The sequence below is a fragment of the Methylocapsa palsarum genome (genome assembly GCF_900114285.1).
GTDB classification, from domain to species: domain Bacteria; phylum Pseudomonadota; class Alphaproteobacteria; order Rhizobiales; family Beijerinckiaceae; genus Methylocapsa; species Methylocapsa palsarum.
In genome coordinates this window covers 1-18,754 of the sequence record NZ_FOSN01000006.1, presented here as the reverse complement: position 1 = coordinate 18,754, position 18,754 = coordinate 1, and the positions used below count along the sequence as shown (strand labels likewise).

Annotated in this window: 20 protein-coding genes; 7 read left to right on the top strand and 13 right to left on the bottom strand. The window is 62.6% G+C overall.

The window, feature by feature from the left end:
* The first annotated feature begins 111 nt into the window (after positions 1-111).
* From BM177_RS08095 to BM177_RS08070, 6 genes are all read left to right on the top strand, one after another.
* A complete protein-coding gene (locus BM177_RS08095) occupies positions 112-675 on the top strand; it encodes a hypothetical protein (RefSeq protein WP_091680949.1) in 564 nt (187 codons plus the stop codon).
* Positions 676-788: 113 nt separating this feature from the next.
* Positions 789-1,580, top strand: a complete 792-nt coding sequence (locus BM177_RS08090) for an NAD kinase (RefSeq protein WP_091680947.1) — start codon at positions 789-791, stop codon at positions 1,578-1,580.
* Positions 1,581-1,584: 4 nt separating this feature from the next.
* Positions 1,585-2,196 (top strand): NUDIX domain-containing protein, encoded by a 612-nt coding sequence (locus BM177_RS08085; RefSeq protein WP_091680944.1) that lies wholly within the window; start codon positions 1,585-1,587, stop codon positions 2,194-2,196.
* Between the two features lie 42 nt (positions 2,197-2,238).
* Positions 2,239-2,730: a MaoC family dehydratase gene (locus BM177_RS08080; RefSeq protein WP_091680941.1), complete on the top strand. Its 492-nt coding sequence runs from the start codon at positions 2,239-2,241 to the stop codon at positions 2,728-2,730.
* A 29-nt stretch (positions 2,731-2,759) separates the two neighbouring features.
* Positions 2,760-4,079 (top strand): MFS transporter, encoded by a 1,320-nt coding sequence (locus BM177_RS08075; protein ID WP_244532208.1) that lies wholly within the window; start codon positions 2,760-2,762, stop codon positions 4,077-4,079.
* Between the two features lie 29 nt (positions 4,080-4,108).
* Entirely contained in the window at positions 4,109-4,999 is an 891-nt protein-coding gene (locus BM177_RS08070; RefSeq protein ID WP_091680939.1) for an HpcH/HpaI aldolase/citrate lyase family protein, read from the top strand.
* 1 nt (position 5,000) lies between these two features.
* Here the strand turns inward: BM177_RS08070 and BM177_RS08065 are convergent, their stop codons facing one another.
* The 13 genes from BM177_RS08065 to BM177_RS08005 all read right to left on the bottom strand — a co-directional run bounded on the left by BM177_RS08065 (position 5,001) and on the right by BM177_RS08005 (position 16,123).
* A complete protein-coding gene (locus tag BM177_RS08065; protein WP_175492533.1) occupies positions 5,001-6,425 on the bottom strand; it encodes a pyruvate kinase in 1,425 nt (474 codons plus the stop codon).
* A 110-nt stretch (positions 6,426-6,535) separates the two neighbouring features.
* Positions 6,536-6,901 carry a HesB/IscA family protein gene (locus tag BM177_RS08060; protein WP_091680934.1) on the bottom strand — a complete coding sequence of 122 codons (366 nt, stop codon included), beginning with the start codon at positions 6,899-6,901 and terminating at the stop codon, positions 6,536-6,538.
* A gap of 393 nt (positions 6,902-7,294) precedes the next feature.
* Complete coding sequence (locus BM177_RS08055) at positions 7,295-7,708, bottom strand: hypothetical protein (RefSeq protein WP_139223565.1); 414 nt, start codon at positions 7,706-7,708, stop codon at positions 7,295-7,297.
* A gap of 110 nt (positions 7,709-7,818) precedes the next feature.
* Positions 7,819-8,271, bottom strand: a complete 453-nt coding sequence (locus BM177_RS08050) for a hypothetical protein (RefSeq protein WP_091680929.1) — start codon at positions 8,269-8,271, stop codon at positions 7,819-7,821.
* 337 nt (positions 8,272-8,608) lie between these two features.
* Positions 8,609-9,046, bottom strand: a complete 438-nt coding sequence (locus BM177_RS08045) for a hypothetical protein (RefSeq protein ID WP_091680927.1) — start codon at positions 9,044-9,046, stop codon at positions 8,609-8,611.
* A gap of 14 nt (positions 9,047-9,060) precedes the next feature.
* Positions 9,061-9,486 (bottom strand): hypothetical protein, encoded by a 426-nt coding sequence (locus BM177_RS08040; RefSeq protein WP_139223563.1) that lies wholly within the window; start codon positions 9,484-9,486, stop codon positions 9,061-9,063.
* A 61-nt stretch (positions 9,487-9,547) separates the two neighbouring features.
* On the bottom strand, positions 9,548-9,949 hold the full coding sequence (locus BM177_RS08035; RefSeq protein WP_139223562.1) for a hypothetical protein: 402 nt from the start codon (positions 9,947-9,949) through the stop codon (positions 9,548-9,550).
* 218 nt (positions 9,950-10,167) lie between these two features.
* Positions 10,168-10,455, bottom strand: coding sequence for a hypothetical protein (locus BM177_RS19475; protein WP_139223561.1), 288 nt, complete (start codon positions 10,453-10,455; stop codon positions 10,168-10,170).
* A complete protein-coding gene (locus tag BM177_RS08025; RefSeq protein WP_091680915.1) occupies positions 10,455-10,814 on the bottom strand; it encodes a hypothetical protein in 360 nt (119 codons plus the stop codon). Before BM177_RS08025 ends, BM177_RS19475 begins: the two co-directional genes overlap by 1 nt.
* A gap of 4 nt (positions 10,815-10,818) precedes the next feature.
* Positions 10,819-11,016 (bottom strand): hypothetical protein, encoded by a 198-nt coding sequence (locus BM177_RS08020; RefSeq protein WP_139223560.1) that lies wholly within the window; start codon positions 11,014-11,016, stop codon positions 10,819-10,821.
* 138 nt (positions 11,017-11,154) lie between these two features.
* Positions 11,155-14,673, bottom strand: coding sequence for a transcription-repair coupling factor (gene mfd, locus BM177_RS08015; protein WP_091680911.1), 3,519 nt, complete (start codon positions 14,671-14,673; stop codon positions 11,155-11,157).
* 69 nt (positions 14,674-14,742) lie between these two features.
* Positions 14,743-15,039 carry an FAD assembly factor SdhE gene (locus BM177_RS08010; RefSeq protein ID WP_091680909.1) on the bottom strand — a complete coding sequence of 99 codons (297 nt, stop codon included), beginning with the start codon at positions 15,037-15,039 and terminating at the stop codon, positions 14,743-14,745.
* Between the two features lie 139 nt (positions 15,040-15,178).
* A complete protein-coding gene (locus BM177_RS08005) occupies positions 15,179-16,123 on the bottom strand; it encodes a hypothetical protein (RefSeq protein WP_091680907.1) in 945 nt (314 codons plus the stop codon).
* Positions 16,124-16,289: 166 nt separating this feature from the next.
* Between BM177_RS08005 and recG the strand changes: the two genes are divergently transcribed.
* Positions 16,290-18,401, top strand: a complete 2,112-nt coding sequence (gene recG, locus BM177_RS08000; RefSeq protein ID WP_091680904.1) for an ATP-dependent DNA helicase RecG — start codon at positions 16,290-16,292, stop codon at positions 18,399-18,401.
* Positions 18,402-18,754 lie beyond the last annotated feature (353 nt).

The following is an 18,754-nucleotide window of genomic DNA, read 5'->3' as shown; positions in this document are numbered from 1 at the left end:
CGGTTTCTTGCAGGCGCCGGCGACGAATGCCGCCGCAGATCCCCGGTTTCGCGGCTTTCCCTCTCCCCGTTCCGAGCGTCGCCCCGCGACACAAAACATGGATCGACGCCAATGCCCTGCGAAAAGATCATGCTGATCCGGCACGCCGAGCGGCCAAGTCCGGACAAGACGATAAGGGGGGTCGGCCTCAGCGGCGAAAAGGACAAGGAGAGCCTGACCGTCCGCGGCTGGCAGCGCGCGGGCGCGCTCGTGCGCTATTTCGCTCCGCTGGGCGACCATTTCGCGCATCCCGCGCTTGCGACGCCGCACGTTCTTTACGCCTGCAAGGCCGGGCCCCAGGCGCCAAGCCTGCGGCCTCAGCATACGCTGCTTCCGCTCGCCGATTTTCTCCGTGGCCGGAACAACGCCGCTTTCAACCGCGATTTTTACGAAGGCGAGGAAAAAGCCCTGGTCGAGGCCGTCCTCGGCGCCCCCGGGCCAGCCGTGATCGCCTGGAAGCACAACACCCTGCCGCTGATCGCCAATCTCATTCTTGGCGATACGAGCGCGCCCCAATCATGGCCGTTCAGCCGCGTCGACATGGTCTGGGTTTTCGACCGCCTCTCCGGCGGCTGGACGATGATTCAGGTTCCGCAGCTTCTCCTCGCCGGGGACAGCGACGAGCTCTTCGCCTGATAGCGGACGCGAGCCGCTTTACGGCGGCCCCGGCTTGCGGCTATGTCAAAGCTGCCGCTGAAATGTCCGTCCGCCCCCGGATCATATGAGGCGAATACAGACCGGTCGAAGCCATGTCCGCTGGCCCCCGCGCTCGCCATCGCTACGAGCGCATCGCTTTTCTCTCCTCCGACGCTCCGGAGGCCGGCGCCGCCCGGCAGGAGCTTGTCGCGCGTTATGGCAATGTCGACCCCGAGTCCGCCGACGTCGTCGTGGCGCTTGGAGGCGACGGTCTGATGCTGCAGACGCTGCACAGGTTCATGGGTCAAAACAAACCGATCTACGGCATGAACCGCGGCACCGTCGGCTTTCTGATGAACGAATTTCATGGTCCCGATCTCGAACAGCGCCTCGACGAGGCGGAAGCCTCCGTCGTCCATCCTTTGCTGATGGACGCGACAGACGAAAACGGCGACACCACCAGGGCGCGCGCGATCAACGAGGTCTCGATCCTGCGCCAATCCTACCAGGTGGCGAAAATGCGCATCACCATCGACGGCAAGGAGCGGCTCGGCGAACTCGCCGCCGACGGCGTGCTCATCTCGACGCCCGTCGGCTCGACCGCCTATAATCTCTCCGCGCACGGCCCGATTCTGCCGCTCGACGCCACGCTCATCCTGTTGACGCCGATCTCCGCCTTCCGCCCCCGCCTCTGGCGCGGCGCCCTGCTGCCCGACACCGCCCGGGTCACGATCGACATTCTGGAAGCGCAGAAACGTCCGGTCGCGGCTGTCGCGGATCATTTCGAATTGAAGAACATCGTCCAGGTCCAGGTCGAGATGGATCACGCGACCGACCTCGTACTGCTTCATGATCCCGGCCATTCGCTGAACGAGCGGATCCTGCGCGAACAATTCGGTTATTGAGCCGATGGTCGAGGCGATTCTTATCCTCAGCCGCCAGATCCTCTCGCGCGGGCATGGAATTCTGCAGCGAATCCGTCTGGACCGCAGGCGATTCGACGGCGGCCGGCAAACCCTCGACCACGAAGTCTACGATTCCGGCGACGGGGCCGCGCTCCTGCTCTACGATCCAGGCCGCTCGCGGATCGTGCTCATCTCGCAATTTCGGGTTCCGGCCTACCTCAACGGGGGCCATGAAAAACTGATCGAAGTCTGCGCCGGACGGCTCGAGGGCGCGGACCCGCAGACGCGAATCGTGCGCGAGGCCGAAGAAGAGACCGGGTTTCAGGTCCGCGCGCCGCGCCGATTGTTCGAGGCCTATATGAGCCCCGGCTGCTTTTGCGAAAGGCTGACCTTCTTTGTCGCGCAATATTCGCCGGGGGACCGGATCGGCGCCGGCGGCGGGCTTGCGGACGAAGGCGAGGATATCGAAATCCTGGAGCCGACCCTCGACGAAGCGCTGGCGATGGTCGAACGCGGCGAAATCATCGACGCGAAAACGATTATCCTGCTTCAATACGCCAAACTCGCGGGCCTCATGCACGCCGCCGCCGCGCCCGCGAACCAGCATGGCGCCTGACGCGCGCGAAGGCTGGGCCCGCCAAGCACTGGAGCACGAAGCATGAGCGACGACCCCAAACCGGAACCTCGCCGACGCCAGCGCGGCGGTCTCTATTTCGAGGATTTCACAATCGGCGTGACGATCGAGCACCGGCTGACCAAAACCGTCACGCAGATGGACAATATGCTGTTCTCGAACATGACGCTCAATCCGCAGCCGCTGCACATCGACGCGCATTTCTGCGCGACCGAAACCGAATGGGGGCGGCCGTTGATGAATTCGCTGTTCACCCTCGGACTGATGATCGGCGTCTCGGTCAATGATTTGACGCTCGGCACCACGATCGCCAACCTTGGAATGACCGACGTGATCTTTCCCGCGCCTCTTTTCGAAGGCGACACGCTGAGCGCGTCGAGCGAAGTCGTCTCGAAGCGGCTGTCGAGATCCCGGCCCGGCGCGGGCATCGTCGAATTCGTCCATCGCGCGTTTCAGCAGGATGGCGGCCTCGTCGCGCAATGCCGGCGGCAGGCCTTGATGAAAACGCGAGCGTGAGGGCGCCGCCGCGCCGGAAACGAGAGGGAATGAAGACCAGCGCTGAACAAATCTCCGACGGTTATGATCCCGATGACATGAGCCGGCGGACAAAGGCGATCCTCATCGGCTCGGCCGGCAATCTGATCGAGTGGTACGACATCTACGCCTATTCGGCGTTCTCGCTTTATTTTGCCGGAGCCTTTTTTCCCTCGGGCGACGCCGTCGCGCAGCAATTGGCGGCGGCGTCGCTTTTTGCGGCCGCCTTTCTGGTGCGCCCGCTTGGCGGCGTCCTGTTCGGTTATTTCGCCGACCGTCGCGGACGCCGCAATGCGCTGACCGCCTCCGTGCTGCTGATGAGCTTCGGTTCTCTGCTCATCGCCGTGACCCCGGCCTACGCCAGTATCGGCGTCGCGGCGCCTGTCATTCTGGCCATCGCCCGGCTGTTGCAGAGTCTCAGCCAGGGCGGCGAATACGGCTCGGGCGCGACCTATCTGAGCGAGGTCGCGCATCCGGACCGGCGGGGATTTTATTCGGGCGTCTGGTACACGACGCTGATCGGCGGCCAGCTCTGCGCCGTCCTCGTCCTGCTGATCCTGCAAAAACTGTTGCTGACGCCCGAACAGCTGAAGGCCTGGGGCTGGAGGATTCCGTTCCTCATCGGCGCGCTGCTTTCAATCGCGGCCTATTATCTGCGCCGCGACATGCCCGAATCGCAGCTTTTTCTGGAGGCGCAAAAACGCGCCCGGAGCGAAAGCGTGTGGCGAATTCTGGGGCGCAACTGGCGTTCGGCGCTTCTTGTCGTCGGCCTCACCATTGGAGGCACTTCCGCATTCTACACCTACACAACCTATATGCAGAAATTCTTGCGCCTGTCGGTCGGATTGAGCGACGACGAAACGACGCTGATCACGAGCGGCTCGCTCCTCTTCGCCGTGATTCTCCAGCCGCTCTATGGCGCGCTCTCCGACAGGATCGGCCGCAAACCGCTGCTCATCGGATTCGGGATTTTCGGCGTGCTTGGCACCTATCCCCTGCTCACGGCGCTGCAGGCGACGAAAAGTCCGCTCACCGCTTTCCTGCTGATCTGCGCGGCATGGGCGATCGTCAGCGGATACACCTCGATCGCGGCCATCATCAAGGCCGAGCTTTTCCCGACCGCCATCCGCGCCATTGGCGTCGGCGCGCCCTACGCGCTGACCGTCGCCCTGTTTGGCGGGTCCGTCGATTATGTAGCGCTTGCCTTCAAGAACAGCGGAGTCGAATCGGGCTTCTACTGGTATGCGACCGCGTGCATTTTCGTGTCGCTGATCTGTTATGTTTTCATGCGCGACACCAAGGCGCATTCCAGAATGGAGCAGGCGTTATGAATGCTGTTTCAGCCGCGCGGCCCTGATCTATGCGCTCGCTCCTCTTCGTCCCCGCCGACAGCGAGAAAAAGCTGGCGAAAAGCCTGGAGCTCGGAGCCGATTGCGTCATCGTCGATCTTGAGGATTCGGTTGCGCCCGCGGCCAAGGCAAAAGCGCGCGCGGTCGCGCTGGCGTTCCTCGTTGAAGCCGGGCGCGTTCCCTCTCGCCCGCTCCTTTATGTGCGCGTCAACGGCCTCGATTCCGGACTGATCGAGGCGGATCTCGACGCCATCATGAGCGCGGCGCCAGACGGTCTGATGCTGCCCAAATGCGGGGGCGGCGCCGATGTTCAGCATCTCGGCGCCATGCTCGCGGTCAAGGAGGCCGAACACGATCTCGCCGACGGTTCGACGAAGATCATCCCGATCGTCACCGAGACGGCGGCGTCGATGTTTGCGCTCGCGACCTACGCGGGGGCGAGCCCAAGACTATCTGGCCTCGCCTGGGGCGCGGAGGATTTGTCGGCCTGTCTTGGCGCGCAAACCTACTGCCAATCAGATGGAGCCTACGCCGCGCCCTATGCGCTCGCCCGCACCCTGACCTTGCTGGCGGCGAGCGCCGCGGGCGTCGCGGCGATCGACGCCATCTCCCCTGACTTTCGCGACAGCGACGGGCTTCGCGCGGAAACCGAAACCGCGCGTCGCGACGGATTTTCCGCCAAGATGGCGATCCATCCGGTTCAAGTCGCCATCATCAATGCGGCGTTCACGCCATCCCCCGAGGAGATCGCCAAAGCTCGCTCGATCGTCGAGGCCTTCGCCGCCGATCCCGGCGTCGGGGTCGTCGCTTTGGACGGACGAATGCTCGACCGGCCGCATCTCGTCAAGGCGCAGCGGCTGCTCGCGCGCGCCGAACTCATCGCGGCGAGGACACGTAGCTAACCTACCAACTCATCAGCCGCCGGAGCTGCGGCGTTTTCTTGTGTTGATGCTCGCCCATGCGCATCAGCAGAGAATCCAGCGTGTCGATGGCCTCCAGCAGGTAGGGGCCCTTGTTCAGCATCACACATTCGGCGCGCGCGGCCATCGCCGCGTCGGTCATCTCGCCCCGCACCGGCGCGCCTTCCCGCACCAGATGCTCCAGCACCTGCGTCGCCCAGATCACCGGCAGATGCGCCGCCTCGCCGATCCACAGGATCTCCTCCTGCATCTCGGCCGTGCGCGCGAAGCCGATTTCGAGCGCGAGATCGCCGCGCGCGATCATGATCGCCGCCGGCTGACGCCCCGCCGCGCGCACGACGATCTCGGGCAGATTATCGACCGCCTGCCGCGTCTCGATCTTGAGGATCAGCGAGAGCGTTCGCCAATCCTTCGGCCGCCTTTGCGCCAGCGCGTCCTGGAGCATCGCGACGTCTTCGGCGCAATGAACGAAAGAAAACGAAATTCCGTCGGCGTTCTGGGCGACGAAATCGAGGTCCGCATGATCCTTTTCCGTCATCGCCGCGACGCCGAGATCGACGCCGGGGAAGTTCAGGCCCTTCTCCGGCTTGAGCTTCATGCCTTTTTCCGGAGCCATCGTGACGCGGGCGAGCAGGCCCCAATCCTCGACGCGGAGCGCCACAGCGGACAATTTGCCGTCGTCGATGAAGATCTGGCGTCCCGCCTCGGCATGCCGGATTGCTTCGGGAAGCGTGCATTCAACGCCAAAACGCGCTTCCGAATGTTTCAGCTTGCCGAGCTTGCCGGGCGCCGTGATCGCCAGAATATCGCCCGTAAAAATGCGCTGCTCGCCTTTCCTGGCGCTCACCGCGCCCGTGCGGATTTTCGGCCCGGCGAGATCCATCAGGACTTTCATGCGCCGTCCCGTCGTGGATTCGGCCGCGCGCACATGCCCGATCATCCGCCCCCAGGCGTCGGCGTCGTCATGCGCGCAATTGATGCGCACGGCCTCGACGCCGCGCTCCGCAAGCTGGAGCATGAATTTGGGCTCGTCTGCCGCCTCCGACGGACAGGTGACGAGCAGCGCGGCGGCGCGCCCGCGCGAGCGGTTTCCGAAGATGGCTTCCGAGCGCGCGGCCAGCGCTTTCTCCCCAGCGAAGAATTCTTCGAACCCAGGCCGCGGGCGGCCATGGTCGCCATCCAAGGCTGCGAGAGCCGCGCCGACCGCACGCAACGCCGGCAGAACATGGGCTTCACATCGGCCAAGCGACGAAAGTCCGAGCGCCGTCAGGCGAGGTTGAAGGGGGCGAAGATCGCGGCGGCGCAACGCGAGGTAATGCGCGAGATTGGCGGCGCTCTCCGCGAAGTCCGCGCGAAGGGGCCAGTCGCTCCAGGACGCCGTCTGCGCATCGCCCTCGGAGGCCACCATGGCGACAAGGCTGTCGATCTTGCTCAGCAGCTCCGGGCTCTCGCTCAGGTTTTATCCTCCGGAAGCCGGGCGAGTCGCATCAGGGGCAGGCGCCCCAACCTGCGCGGGAGCTAAACCCGTTCGGTCGCCGGGGTGATCGCGACCGACTCGCCGCAGCCGCATGCCGAGATCTGGTTCGGATTGCTGAACGAGAATGTCGAGGCGAACTTGGTCGTCTCGAAGTCCAGTTTGGTCCCGAGCAGGAACATCAGATCCTTCGGCGCGATGAGGATTTTCACGCCCTGATCCTCGACGATTTCATCGCCGGCCGCGACCTCATCGGCAAGATCCAGCGTATAGGTCATCCCGGCGCAGCCGCCGTTCTTGATCCCGACCTTGATCCCGGCGATCGGCCGGCCGGCGTCCGCGATCAGCTGGCGGGCGCGCTCGGCGGCGGCTTCGGTCAGGGACAAAACCGCAAATTTGGTGTTCGACATCGACGTCTCCGGGGCGTGTTTCCTCCTATATAGCGCAGATCGGCTCCAATGTTTAGGGGCCTGTCGGCAGCTTCGCCAAGGCGCTTTGGCCAGACGCTTTGGCCAGGAACTTTGGCAATGAGCGGAACTTTAGCGTCACCGGCCGGCTAAGTTTAAGGAGATTCGCTTTTCGCCAGCGGTCATCCGCGAAACGACGGCATCTTGGATCGCGCCGACGAAAGATCCCGCTCACTTTCCGGCATGGGGTGCGGACGATCTCGCGAAAGAACTCGAGCTGAGCATTTACGGCAGAAGTTGAATATAACTCCAAATAGATGATTCGCGGCTATTGCTCACTTCCATGCGGGCGTCGTCCCGGACTCGTTCTCTCCCTTCTCGATCCTGAAGACGGCGCTACCACCAGCCCGTTTTCGTGTAGGAATAGGTGATGCGAATGGAGCCGACTTTCTCTACCTTATGGGAGACCCATGCGACATTGCCGAGAGCGATATTGAGCTCATCGTCATTGATCCAGGTAAACTGTGGGTAGTCGTAGCGGAGCCATTCGTGTGTAGCCAGCGTCATCATTTTCTCGTCGCCCTTAAGCTGCAGCACGATCGAGTAATCGATAATTGTCCCAAAACCCGTGCAGGCTTTCATATATTCTTCAACGACATCGCCCCGCCCATTGGTGGAGCTCTGCTCCGTCCCGGGTCCCTCGTCGCACCCGGTCGGCTCCGAAGCGCCCCACATGAAGCCTAAGAGGAAAGCCGGCAAAAGCCACAGGAATGTCACAAAACGCAAGGAATAGGACGGCCAGGAGGACAATCCAGATACGTTTCATTTCGTTTTCCAATCACCGGCGCGGGCGTCGTCCCAGCCAGTCTTGATCCAGTGTCTCCCCCTTGACGACGGCGAGTGGAAACGCCCGCGTGGCGTCACTGGCCTTGCACCGTGGGAAACAATGTGTAGCGATAGACGATGTCGATGTCCTTGACCTTGTCGATCCGTGAAGAGGAGACCCAAAAGACATTGCCGAGATCGACGCTCAGCGTCTTGTCGTCGATCCAGCGCAAGACCAGCTTTCCATCATAACGAGGTTCGTAGCCGATCAGGGTTTTCTCGGGAAAGAAGGACCACTGATTCTTCATTCGCATAACGACGAAAGAATCATCCGTCTCTATCAGGACTTTGCAGGCTCTGAGATGTCCCCATACCACATCGCCGCGGGAGTTGGCGACATGTGGCGTCTCGTCGAATTCGTCGCACTCGTGGTACAGAAAGAGCGCGACCGCGCCGACGTAAATGCTAGCGGCGAGCGCCGCGCCGCCGATAAAGACGCCGAGCCCTTTTAGCACGCTTCGCAATCGCGGTCCCAGACCATTAATCATTTCCAAGCTCCGGTGTGAGCATCATCCCAGCCCCGGCCCGTCCAATAGGGGCGTTCGTGCAGATCCTGCACATAATTCGAGGAATAATGCCCCGCAAACGCGTTCGAAATGAAAATCGTGGTTGCTCGGGAATAACCCGCTCCCGCCATGAACACGCCGACGCTATAATTGGCGGCGTGTTTGTAGGGGTGTAAAAAGGTTTGTGTTGCGAGGTCCCGTTGGTAGTCGAAAGTTCCGAATTAACCGACTGCCATGTCGATCCCCTAAGAGGTAAATTTGATTACCTTTGTCCGCAGCGCCCCTTCCGGTCGCCGCAGGAGTGGAGCGACGTCAATCGTTATTGGACCTTATCCGCCATCGTGTAAGTATAGCTTATACGAATGTTGCCTGCCTTACCGCGCAGAGAGGAAAGACCACGGACGCTCCCAAGCTCAACATTAAGGTTGTTGTCGTTAATCCAATGAAACTTCGGATAGGCGTAGTGTAGGTTTTGGAATTTCGCCAATGTCGTCAGCTTTTCAGCACCCGCAAGCTGTAAAACGATGGATTGGTCAAATACACCGAAGCCGCAAGATCTGTCATATTCTGCGACTGTGTCGCCGCGCGAATTGGCGGCGCGTCGATCCTGCGCCATTGCTTCGTCGTACTCGTCTGGAAATAGGTGACGAATAGCAAGCGGTAGGGCCGCCAGCGTCGCGCCAAAGACGATCATTGCTATGATGCAGGGGACGACGCGCATCGCGGAGATTGGCTGTAAAATATGAAAAAGACGCATGCTAAATGGATGGTCTACCACCAGCCCGTTTTCGTGTAGGAATAGGTGATGCGAATGGAGCCGACTTTCTCTACCTTATGGGAGACCCATGCGACATTGCCGAGAGCGATATTGAGCTCATCGTCATTGATCCAGGTAAACTGTGGGTAGTCGTAGAGGAGCCATTCATGTGTAGCCAGCGTCGTCATTTTCTCGTCGCCCTTAAGCTGCAGCACGATCGAGTAATCGATAATTGACCCAATACTCCCACAGATATTCGTATATTCTTCAACAACATCGCCCCGCCCATTGGTGGAGCTCCGGTCCGTCACGGGTCCCTCGTCGCATCCCGGCTCCGAAGCGCCCCACATGAATCCTAAGAGGAAAGCCGGCAAGAGCCACAGGAATGCACAAAACGCAAGGAACAGGAGTGCAAGGAGGACAATCCAGATACGTTTCATTTCGTTTTCCAACACCGGCGCGGGCGTCGTCCCAGCCTAGTCCGCGCAATCCTAATGCGGCCTAATCGGCCATGACGTTGCGGTAGAGGATGCGGATGTTTCCCACCCTGTCGGGGCGCGACGAGATCCACGAAACCTTGCCGAGATCCACGCTAAGTGTGTTGTCATCGATCCAGCGCAGGATGGGATCGTGGTCGCCGACCGGGGAATAGCCGACCAGTATTTTTTTAGGATAGAGACGCGGATAAATATGGATCTGTAGAGTTACATAATAGTTTTCCACTGTGCCAATCAAAGTGCACGCCTGAACTCGAGCCTCCGCTATATCGCCTCGTTGATTGACGGCGCCAGGAGAGCTTTTCATATCGTCACATGGATTTCCGACAACATAAAGAAACTGTCCGGCAAATATCGCCAAGTTCAGAAATACCGCTAACATAACAGTGATCGCAACCCATTTCATACTCCGCAGCGTCGCAGGGACCCAGCGCAACCCATCTCTCCATATGCTATAGGTCAGGTAAACGAGCAGTGGCGAACTTACAGCAAAGCCGATTGGCGAACATAAGATAGTAATCACTTCCAGACTCCGAAATGGGCATCATCCCAGCCGTGCGACGTCCAGTATTTTCTTTCAAATTTATCGGTCGCATAGTTGCTCGAAAACGCCCACGCAAAATTTTAAGAAATGTCAATGGCGTCTTGGCGCGAATAACCCGCACCCGCCATGAATACACCGACGGCGTAGTTGCTTGCGTGTTTATAGACCGGATAGTAAGTTCCGCTTGCGCCGTCCCGTTGGAAATCGAACTCTCCCCAATGGCCAACCGCGGCATTGATCTGAAAAGGGTTGGTTGCTCGCATTCCTGCCGCATACACCTCTCGAAAATTCGCTCGCGGCGGAGCCATCAGATTTCCAGTTGGCGAGTCATAATCGACTACTTGTGAGCCGTCGGGCTTGGCGACCACTACGGCATCCTCCGGCAGGTCATACACAATACTTTCAACACCTCCCGCCGATCTCCCCTCAACCAGCGGCGCTTCATTGCTCCTCCCGCCGCATCCCCCGACGTCCATCGCCCGCTTTCCCGCCCGCTTCCGGCCGGAACGCGCGGCTGATTGTCGCTCCATTTCCTTACCCGGAGCTGGATTTTCAGCCGAAGCTCGTGCGCCAAATCCTTCGCGCTCATGCCTGCATCGAGCAGCGCCGCCGCCAGCGCGAGCCGCTCGCCGTCCTCCTCATCGATCTTGCGCAGGCCGATCTGCGCGAGATGGATAGCGGCGAGAGCCTTGTCGCCGGAGCGCCAATGTTGTGACGCGCGGCCCATGGCTTTAATCGCGGATTGCGGAACTTCGGCCCTGGGCGATTGCGAGCAGCCTCAGAATGCGGTCGTCCTCGATGCACAGGCCGTCTTCATCCATTTTCGCCAGCAGAACGCCGTGGCCGAACAGCAGCCCATCCTTTATCAGACACATGAGCGGGACATGCGGCCCCTCGCCCGGGCCGGCCGGACCATCGCCGAGTTTCATGGGTTCGCCTCCATCAACAAGAAGGCGCATTCTAAGGCCGGTTCAATCATAGTTACAGGGAGGCGAGGCCACAGCAGGCGGTCATGCGCCAGACGATGGCAAGTAAGAGCCGCCGCCAAGAGACGCCGCCGGGCTTTCTCAGGCCGCCTTTTTCAGCGCGATGGCGGCGAGCGCGCGCATGATCGCGCGCGTGCCTTCCAAGCGTTCCTCCGTCGCCTCGAAGTCCCGCATGAACACGATCTTCATGTCCTGCCGCACCTTGGCGTCAGAGCCCTGCTGGGCGACGAAACGCACCAGTCCCGGCGGATTGGCGAAGGAATTGTCGCGGAACGAGATGATGACGCCCTTGGGGCCCGCGTCGACCTTTTCGACGTTCGCCTGCCGGCAGAGCGCCTTGATCGACACGAGCTTCATCAATTGCTCGACCTCGTCGGGCAGCGGACCGAAACGGTCGATCATCTCGGCGGCGAAACTCTCGATCTCCTCGTCCGATTCAAGAGTTGAGAGGCGGCGGTAGAGGCCGAGCCGCAACGAAAGGTCCGCGACATAGGCCTCGGGAATCGTGACCGGAGCGCCGAGCGTGATCTGGGGCGACCACACATCCTCGACGGGTTCGTCTGCGCCCGACTTCAGAGCCTCGATCGCTTCCTGCAGCATCTGCTGGTAGAGTTCGTATCCGACCTCCTTGATGTGGCCTGATTGTTCATCGCCAAGGAGGTTGCCCGCGCCGCGGATGTCGAGATCATGGCTCGCGAGCTGAAATCCCGCGCCGAGCGTGTCGAGCGAATTCAGCACCTTGAGGCGGCGCTCCGCCTGCGGCGTCATCGCGCGGTTGGCGGGCACCGTGAACAGGGCGTAGGCGCGCGTTTTCGAGCGCCCGACGCGGCCGCGCAACTGGTAAAGCTGAGCGAGGCCGAACATGTCGGCGCGATGGACGATCAAGGTGTTGGCGGTTGGAATGTCGAGGCCCGACTCGACAATCGCCGTCGAGACCAGGACGTCATATTGGCCATCGTAGAAGGCCGACATCTTGTCCTCGAGTTCGGTCGCCGCCATCTGGCCGTGCGCCACGATGAATTTCACTTCCGGCGCGTGCTGGCGCAGGAAAGCCGTCGCGTCGTCGATATCCTCGATGCGGGGGCAGACATAGAAGCTCTGTCCGCCGCGGTAGCGCTCCCGCAACAGGGCTTCGCGGACCAGCACCTCGTCGAACGGCGAGATGAACGTACGGACGGCGAGCCGGTCGACCGGCGGCGTCGCGATGATCGAGAGTTCGCGCACGCCGGTCAGGGCGAGCTGTAACGTGCGGGGAATGGGCGTCGCCGACAATGTGAGGATATGGACCTCGGCGCGCAATTCCTTGAGGCGCTCCTTGTGTTTGACGCCGAAATGCTGCTCCTCGTCGATGATGACGAGCGCGAGATCCTTGAAATCGACGCCCTTGCCGAGCACCGCGTGGGTGCCGACGATGATGTCCACGTCCCCCGACGCCGCGCCTGCCTTCGCCGCCTTGAGTTCGGCCGCGCTCACCATCCGCGACATTTGCGCGACCTTGACCGGCAGATGGGCGAAGCGGCTGGCGAAGTTCTTGTAGTGCTGCCGGGCGAGAAGCGTGGTCGGGACGATCACCGCGACCTGCCGGCCCTCGATCGCCGCCGCGAACGCCGCTCGCAACGCGACCTCCGTCTTGCCGAAACCGACGTCGCCGCAAACGAGGCGGTCCATCGGGCGCCCCGACGCCATGTCGTCGAGAACGGCGTCGATCGTCGCCTGCTGGTCCTCGGTCTCGTCGTAGGGAAAACCGGCGCAGAATTCGGCGTAAATGCCCTCGGGCGGAAGGAGCTTCGGCGCGGCCCTCGTCTGGCGCGCGGCGGCGATCTTGATAAGGCCGGCCGCCATTTCGAGAATGCGCTTGCGCATCCGCGCCTTGCGCTTCTGCCAGCCACCGCCGCCAAGCTTGTCGAGCTGGACCTCGGTGTCCTCCGAGCCGTAGCGCGAGAGAAGCTCCAGATTTTCCACCGGCAGAAACAATTTGTCGCCGTCGGCGTAATGAAGTTCGAGGCAATCATGCGGCGCGCCCGCCGCCTCGATCGCCTGCAGGCCGATGAACCGGCCGATCCCGTGATCGACATGGACGACGATGTCGCCCGCGTTGAGAGAGCCGACTTCGCGCAGAAAATCGTCGGCGCGGCGGGCTTTCTTGCGCCCGCGCAGCAGCCGGTCGCCCAGAATGTCCTGCTCGCAGATGAGCGCAAGACTGTCCGTCTCGAACCCCTGTTCGAGGCCGATGACGGCGACGCCGACGCTCGATTGCGGCAGCGCCAGCGCCTGCTCAAGAGACGACACCGGCGCCGTGTTGGCGAGCCCGTGCTCGGCGAGAACATGGGCCAGCCGCTCGCGCGAGCCGTCCGACCAGCCGGCGAGGATGACGCGGCGCTGGCTCGCCTGAAGCGTCTGCGCGTGATCCACGGCGGCGTTGAACACATTGGCGCCGGGGTCGGCGCGCTCGGCGGCGAAAGATCGGCCCGGCTTCGAGCCGCAATCGACGATGAGGCCGCGACCACCCGGCGCGGGGGAAAAAGGCGTCATCCGCACGACGCTCGATCCGCCGACGCGCTGACTCCATTCAGCGGCCGAAAGATACAGCCGGTCAGGCGGAAGCGGCTTGTAGGTCGAGGAATTAGGATCGGAATCATGCGCGGTTTTGCGCGCGTCGTAGTAATCCGCGATCTGCGCGATCCGCTCGCCCGCGGCGTCCTCGGCGAGCGGATCGAAAATCAGCGGCGCCCGGCCGGCGTAGTCGAACAAGGTGTCGAGCCTGTCGTAGAACAGCGGCAGCCAATGTTCGACGCCCGCATGGCGGCGTCCTTCGCTCACGGCCTCGTAGAGGCTATCTCCTCGCGTCTGCGCCCCGAACAAGGTCACGTAGGCTTGCCGGAACCGGCGCATCGAGTCGCTGGTCAGCTGGGCTTCGCTCATCGGCACCAGGTCGAGGCCGCGCAACTGGCCGGTGGTGCGCTGGGTTTCGGGATCGAAGGCGCGGATCGATTCGAGCGCGTCGCCAAAGAAATCAAGCCGGACCGGCTGGGCCATGCCGGGCGCGAAGAGATCGAGGATGCCGCCGCGGACCGCATATTCGCCGGCGTCGCGGACCGTCGAGGCGCGGGCGAATCCATTGGTCTCGAGCCATTGAACCAGCCCGTCCATGTCGACGACATTGCCGGGCGCGGCGGAAAAGCTGTCGCCCGCGATCTTCTGCAAGGGCGCGACCCGCTGCACCAGCGCGTTGACCGTCGTCGAGAGAATCCGCGGCCGCTCGGAGGCCGAGCGCGAGCGGGCAAGGCGCGAGAGGACGGTCATCCGCCGCGCCGAAACGGCGGCGTTCGGGGAGACCCGGTCGTAGGGCTGGCAGTCCCAGGACGGAAATTCCAGGATCTCGATGTCCCGGTCCGCAAAGGCGAGAGCTTCGCCAAAGGCGCGGGCGCGCTGACTGTCGCGGGCGACGTGAACGAGCACCACGGCCCGGTCCTCGGCCGCGCGGGCGAGCGCGCGCGAGATCTCCGCGACGAGGAACGCGTCGAAGCCGTCGGTCACGGAGGAGAGCGTCAGCGAGCCGCCCTTGTTGAGTTCGGCGATCGCGCGTTTGAGATCAGTCAAGTTGAGGGCGTCAATTCAGGCGTTGGGCCTCTTGCGAGGCATAGGAACGGCAAAGCCGCATCGGAAATGTCACAGCCTTGACGGATCCGCTTTGGCGTGGAAGGCGACGATCTTGCGAAACAGCAGCGTATCATAAACCTGAGGAATTGGCGTCTCCCCTGTCATCCAGGCGAAGACATCCCTGTCCAGGGCTTCGAGAAGCGCTTCGAAATCGTCAAGCTCGCTTTCGCTCAGCTTTTCGATCTCGGCGTCGGCGAAACGGCCGAGGAGGAGATCGGTTTCCAGCATGCCGCGATGCCATGAGCGGAATTTGACGCGCCGGCGCCGTGCGTCGAGGTCAGTGAGCACCTGCGAGGGGGCCGACATGGAGTTCTCCGGCTTCTGGCCTATCGGCCCCAGGACAGGGACCTCACGTTGACGCCGTATAGACTTTGAACGCGCGCCTGTCAGCCTTTTCCGGCGAGGCGGGATGAGCGGAAAAATCGGCCAGGGCGGTCCTCGCCAGCTAATCGCCATCGCAAAATTCGAGCAGCGCGGCCTTTTGGTCGTCGCTGACGATGATGCGGCCTTTCGCATTCGGCTGCAGCGTGACCATGGCCGGATCGAACCCCGCCAAGACGAGCGCCGCCGCGACCGGCGCGAAGGTGCGCTTCTTCGCCGTCCGGGCGACGAGATCGAACACCGCGAGTTCGAACGGTGGCAAGTCAGGATGACCTTGAACATGCGGCCGATTGTCGAAGTTCGCATAGGTCTTTTTGTCGTCGCCGCTCATAACATGGATCGACGCGAGGCTGAACGGCGCCGCAATGCTTCGGTAAGTCCTGGTCTTGGTATCCAGCAACCACAGTCTATCACTCGAATAAATGATGAAGGCGAAGCAATCGCCAAAGCTGTAGGCAGCTTGCGGCTCGTCGAACTCGGCGTCGCGGTCTTCCAGAAAAATTTCTTCAAAGCCGAATTCGAAACCGCCGTCGCGAGTTCGGATTGACACAAGATGCCGCTCAGGATCGTTAATCAAAGCTCTCTGAATGGCCTCCTCGTCATAACCGATGAACATGTAGCTGTCGGACAGGGTAAACACGTAAGGCCAAGTCTGCTCCAGTTCCCGCCAACTATCCGCCGAGATGATAGACAGGTCTGGATAGATCACGACCTCCGCGCGACCGAACCATTTGATTTTCGCGGGTTTCCAGTGGCCCTCTTTACGCCAGGACCGAGTGAGGCGCCCGTTGAGGTAAACAGCGAAGGCGTCGCCGTCGGCTGTGAGGCAGGCGAGGCCGAGCTCGGGATCGAGATCGAGATCGAAGGCCTTAAGATGCGGAAGCGTCAGTTCAGTGAGATGGCTGATCTCGACTCGCAACGCTTCATCAAGCAGCGGCGCGCCGCCGCGCCACGCGCCGAAGTCTTGAGTCGCCGAAGTCTTGAATGTGGCCTGGTCATCAGCCTGCATCTGTCCGTCCCCGCCCAAAAAGTTCGGCGATCGCGGTCCGGCCATTTGCAGGCGCTGTCCAGACCGGCCGCGTAGGGGCCGGCGCGCATACTACAGACTGGACGGGGAGCATTGTCCGATGCGCGGCGACCATTGCCTCCCTGGCGGCAGGCGGCGATAAGACATCATGCGGCCCTCTCTCCTCAATCCTCTTTTCGCGCCGGCGGCCAGCCTGCCCGGCGTCGGACCCAAGACGGGGAAGCTGCTCGACCGGCTGTTCGGCGCGCCGGACGGCGCCCGAATCCTCGATGTCCTGTTCCACCTTCCTACCGCGACCATCGACCGGCGCAACCGCCCGAAAATCGCCGACGCCCCGATCGGGAGTGTCGTGACGCTGGAGGTCACGGTCGTGGATCATCGCGCGCCGGGGCCGCGCTCCAAGGGGCCGTACCGGGTGCTCGTCGAGGACGACACCGGCGACGTCCAGCTGGTCTTTTTCCTCGCCAATCATCAATGGATCGAAAAAAGCCTGCCCATTGGCGCGAAGCGATGGATTTCCGGAAAGCTCGAACTCTGGGACGGCCACCGGCAGATGGTTCACCCCGACCGCGTGCTCGACGCGGAAGGGTTCGCCCGGATGGATCCCGTCGAGCCGGTCTACGCCCTCACGGAGGGGCTGTTTCCGAAGGTTCTCGTCAAGGCGGCCGGCGGCGCCCTCGCCCGGCTTCCAGACTTGCCGGAATGGCATGACCAGGGCGTCCTCGGCTTCAAAAGTCTTCCCTCGTTCGCGCAGGCGCTAAACGCGGCGCATCGGCCCGAAACCCCTGAAGCGACCTCGCCCGACGACCCGGCGCGTCAGCGGCTGGCGCTCGACGAACTCTTCGCCAACCAGCTCGCCCTGGCGCTGACGCGGGCGCAGATGACGCGCTCGAAGGGCAGCCCGTCGCGGGGGGACGGACGCATTTCGGAGAGGATCGCCGCCGCCCTCCCCTTCTCGCTGACCGCCTCGCAGCAACAGGCGCTTGTGGAGATCCGCGCGGATCTCGCCAGCCCCAACCGGATGCTGCGGCTGTTGCAGGGCGATGTCGGCTCGGGCAAGACGCTGGTCGCGCTTCTCGCCATGGCGAGCGTTGTCGAGGCCGGACGCCAGGCCGCGCTGATGGCGCCGACCGAAATTCTGGCGCGTCAGCATTTTTCCGCGCTCAACGCCTTTGCGCGGGGATCGGGCCTGACCCTCGCGCTGCTGACCGGACGCGAGAAAGGCGCCGCCCGCGCCAAGGTTGTGGATGGGCTTAAGGACGGCTCCCTCAACATCGCCGTCGGGACTCACGCCCTGTTTCAGGAGAGCGTCGCCTTTGCGGATCTCGGCCTCGCCATCGTCGACGAGCAGCACCGGTTCGGCGTCCACCAGCGCCTCGCCCTCGGCGACAAGGGCCAGACCTCGGGCGGACAACCCGCAGATATTCTCGTCATGACCGCGACGCCGATCCCGCGCACGCTGGTGCTGACCTATTTCGGCGACATGGACGTCTCCACCTTGCGGGAAAAACCGGCCGGGCGGCGCCCGATCGAGACGCGGGCGCTACCGGTCGAGCGGATCGGCGAACTCGTCGAACGGCTGCGCCCGGCGATCGCCGCCGGCGCGCGCGCCTTCTGGGTCTGCCCCCTCGTCGAGGAAAGCGAGACGCTCGACGTCGCGGCGGCGCAGGAGCGTTACATCCATCTGCGGGACATCTTCGGCGACAAGGTCGGCCTCGTCCACGGCAAGATGAAAGGCGCTGAAAAGGATTCCGCCATGGCCGCCTTCGCCGCGGGGACGACGCAGATTCTGGTGGCGACCACTGTGATCGAGGTCGGCGTCGATGTTCCGCAAGCCTCGATCATGGTGATCGAACATTCCGAGCGGTTCGGCCTCGCGCAATTGCATCAATTGCGCGGACGCGTCGGCCGCGGCGAGGCGAAATCGTCGTGCGTGCTTTTGTACAAGGGGCCGCTCGGCGAAACCGCAAAAGCGCGCATCGCCATCATGCGCGAAACCGAGGACGGGTTCCGCATCGCCGAAGAGGATCTGCGCCTTCGCGGCGAAGGCGAGGTGCTGGGCGCCCGGCAATCGGGCCTGCCCGGCTTCAAGCTGGCCGAGTTGCCCGCGCATGCGGCTCTGCTCGCCCTCGCGCGGCGCGAGGCCCTGAAGGTGGTGGAGGACAATTCGAAGCTTTCTGGTCCACGCGGAGAAGCGCTGCGCCTATTGCTCAACATTTTCGAGCGCGCCGAGGCGATCCGGTTGCTGGGGGCCGGGTGAGGGATGGGTCGCCTCTGGGCCGGAAACGGAACGACTGGTTCGGAGAGCCCGAAGCAGCTTAGCTGTCGTTCCCAGATCACTTGGCGATGGCAGCTAACGACCCGACATGTCGTTCAAACGCCAATCAACTCGTCCTGAAACCCGTCATAGCGGGGGCCGAACCGGCCGGCGGCAGAGCACCCTAAGAGGCCATCAGGGCTCGGCGTTGAAAGGCCAAAGCATTACCGCTTGGGCAGCTGCGCCTTTTCGTGCGGGACGCCGCCGTCGTCGATGTCGAAGTCGGGGTCCAACACCGTCTTGCCCTGTTCGCCGACGAAGGCCGGCTGCGCCTTGATCCATTCGCTGGGCTTCTG

Bases quoted from the DNA above. Each gene is read 5' to 3' on its own strand.
- BM177_RS08095 (WP_091680949.1), top strand. From the start codon at position 112: ATGCCCTGCGAAAAGATCATGCTGATCCGGCACGCCGAGCGGCCAAGT.
- BM177_RS08090 (WP_091680947.1), top strand. From the start codon at position 789: ATGTCCGCTGGCCCCCGCGCTCGCCATCGCTACGAGCGCATCGCTTTT.
- BM177_RS08085 (WP_091680944.1), top strand. From the start codon at position 1,585: ATGGTCGAGGCGATTCTTATCCTCAGCCGCCAGATCCTCTCGCGCGGG.
- BM177_RS08080 (WP_091680941.1), top strand. From the start codon at position 2,239: ATGAGCGACGACCCCAAACCGGAACCTCGCCGACGCCAGCGCGGCGGT.
- BM177_RS08075 (WP_244532208.1), top strand. From the start codon at position 2,760: ATGAAGACCAGCGCTGAACAAATCTCCGACGGTTATGATCCCGATGAC.
- BM177_RS08070 (WP_091680939.1), top strand. From the start codon at position 4,109: ATGCGCTCGCTCCTCTTCGTCCCCGCCGACAGCGAGAAAAAGCTGGCG.
- BM177_RS08065 (WP_175492533.1), bottom strand. From the start codon at position 6,425: ATGGTGGCCTCCGAGGGCGATGCGCAGACGGCGTCCTGGAGCGACTGG.
- BM177_RS08060 (WP_091680934.1), bottom strand. From the start codon at position 6,901: ATGTCGAACACCAAATTTGCGGTTTTGTCCCTGACCGAAGCCGCCGCC.
- BM177_RS08050 (WP_091680929.1), bottom strand. From the start codon at position 8,271: ATGATTAATGGTCTGGGACCGCGATTGCGAAGCGTGCTAAAAGGGCTC.
- BM177_RS08045 (WP_091680927.1), bottom strand. From the start codon at position 9,046: ATGCGTCTTTTTCATATTTTACAGCCAATCTCCGCGATGCGCGTCGTC.
- BM177_RS08040 (WP_139223563.1), bottom strand. From the start codon at position 9,486: ATGAAACGTATCTGGATTGTCCTCCTTGCACTCCTGTTCCTTGCGTTT.
- BM177_RS08035 (WP_139223562.1), bottom strand. From the start codon at position 9,949: ATGAAATGGGTTGCGATCACTGTTATGTTAGCGGTATTTCTGAACTTG.
- BM177_RS08025 (WP_091680915.1), bottom strand. From the start codon at position 10,814: ATGGGCCGCGCGTCACAACATTGGCGCTCCGGCGACAAGGCTCTCGCC.
- BM177_RS08020 (WP_139223560.1), bottom strand. From the start codon at position 11,016: ATGAAACTCGGCGATGGTCCGGCCGGCCCGGGCGAGGGGCCGCATGTC.
- BM177_RS08010 (WP_091680909.1), bottom strand. From the start codon at position 15,039: ATGTCGGCCCCCTCGCAGGTGCTCACTGACCTCGACGCACGGCGCCGG.
- BM177_RS08005 (WP_091680907.1), bottom strand. From the start codon at position 16,123: ATGCAGGCTGATGACCAGGCCACATTCAAGACTTCGGCGACTCAAGAC.
- recG (WP_091680904.1), top strand. From the start codon at position 16,290: ATGCGGCCCTCTCTCCTCAATCCTCTTTTCGCGCCGGCGGCCAGCCTG.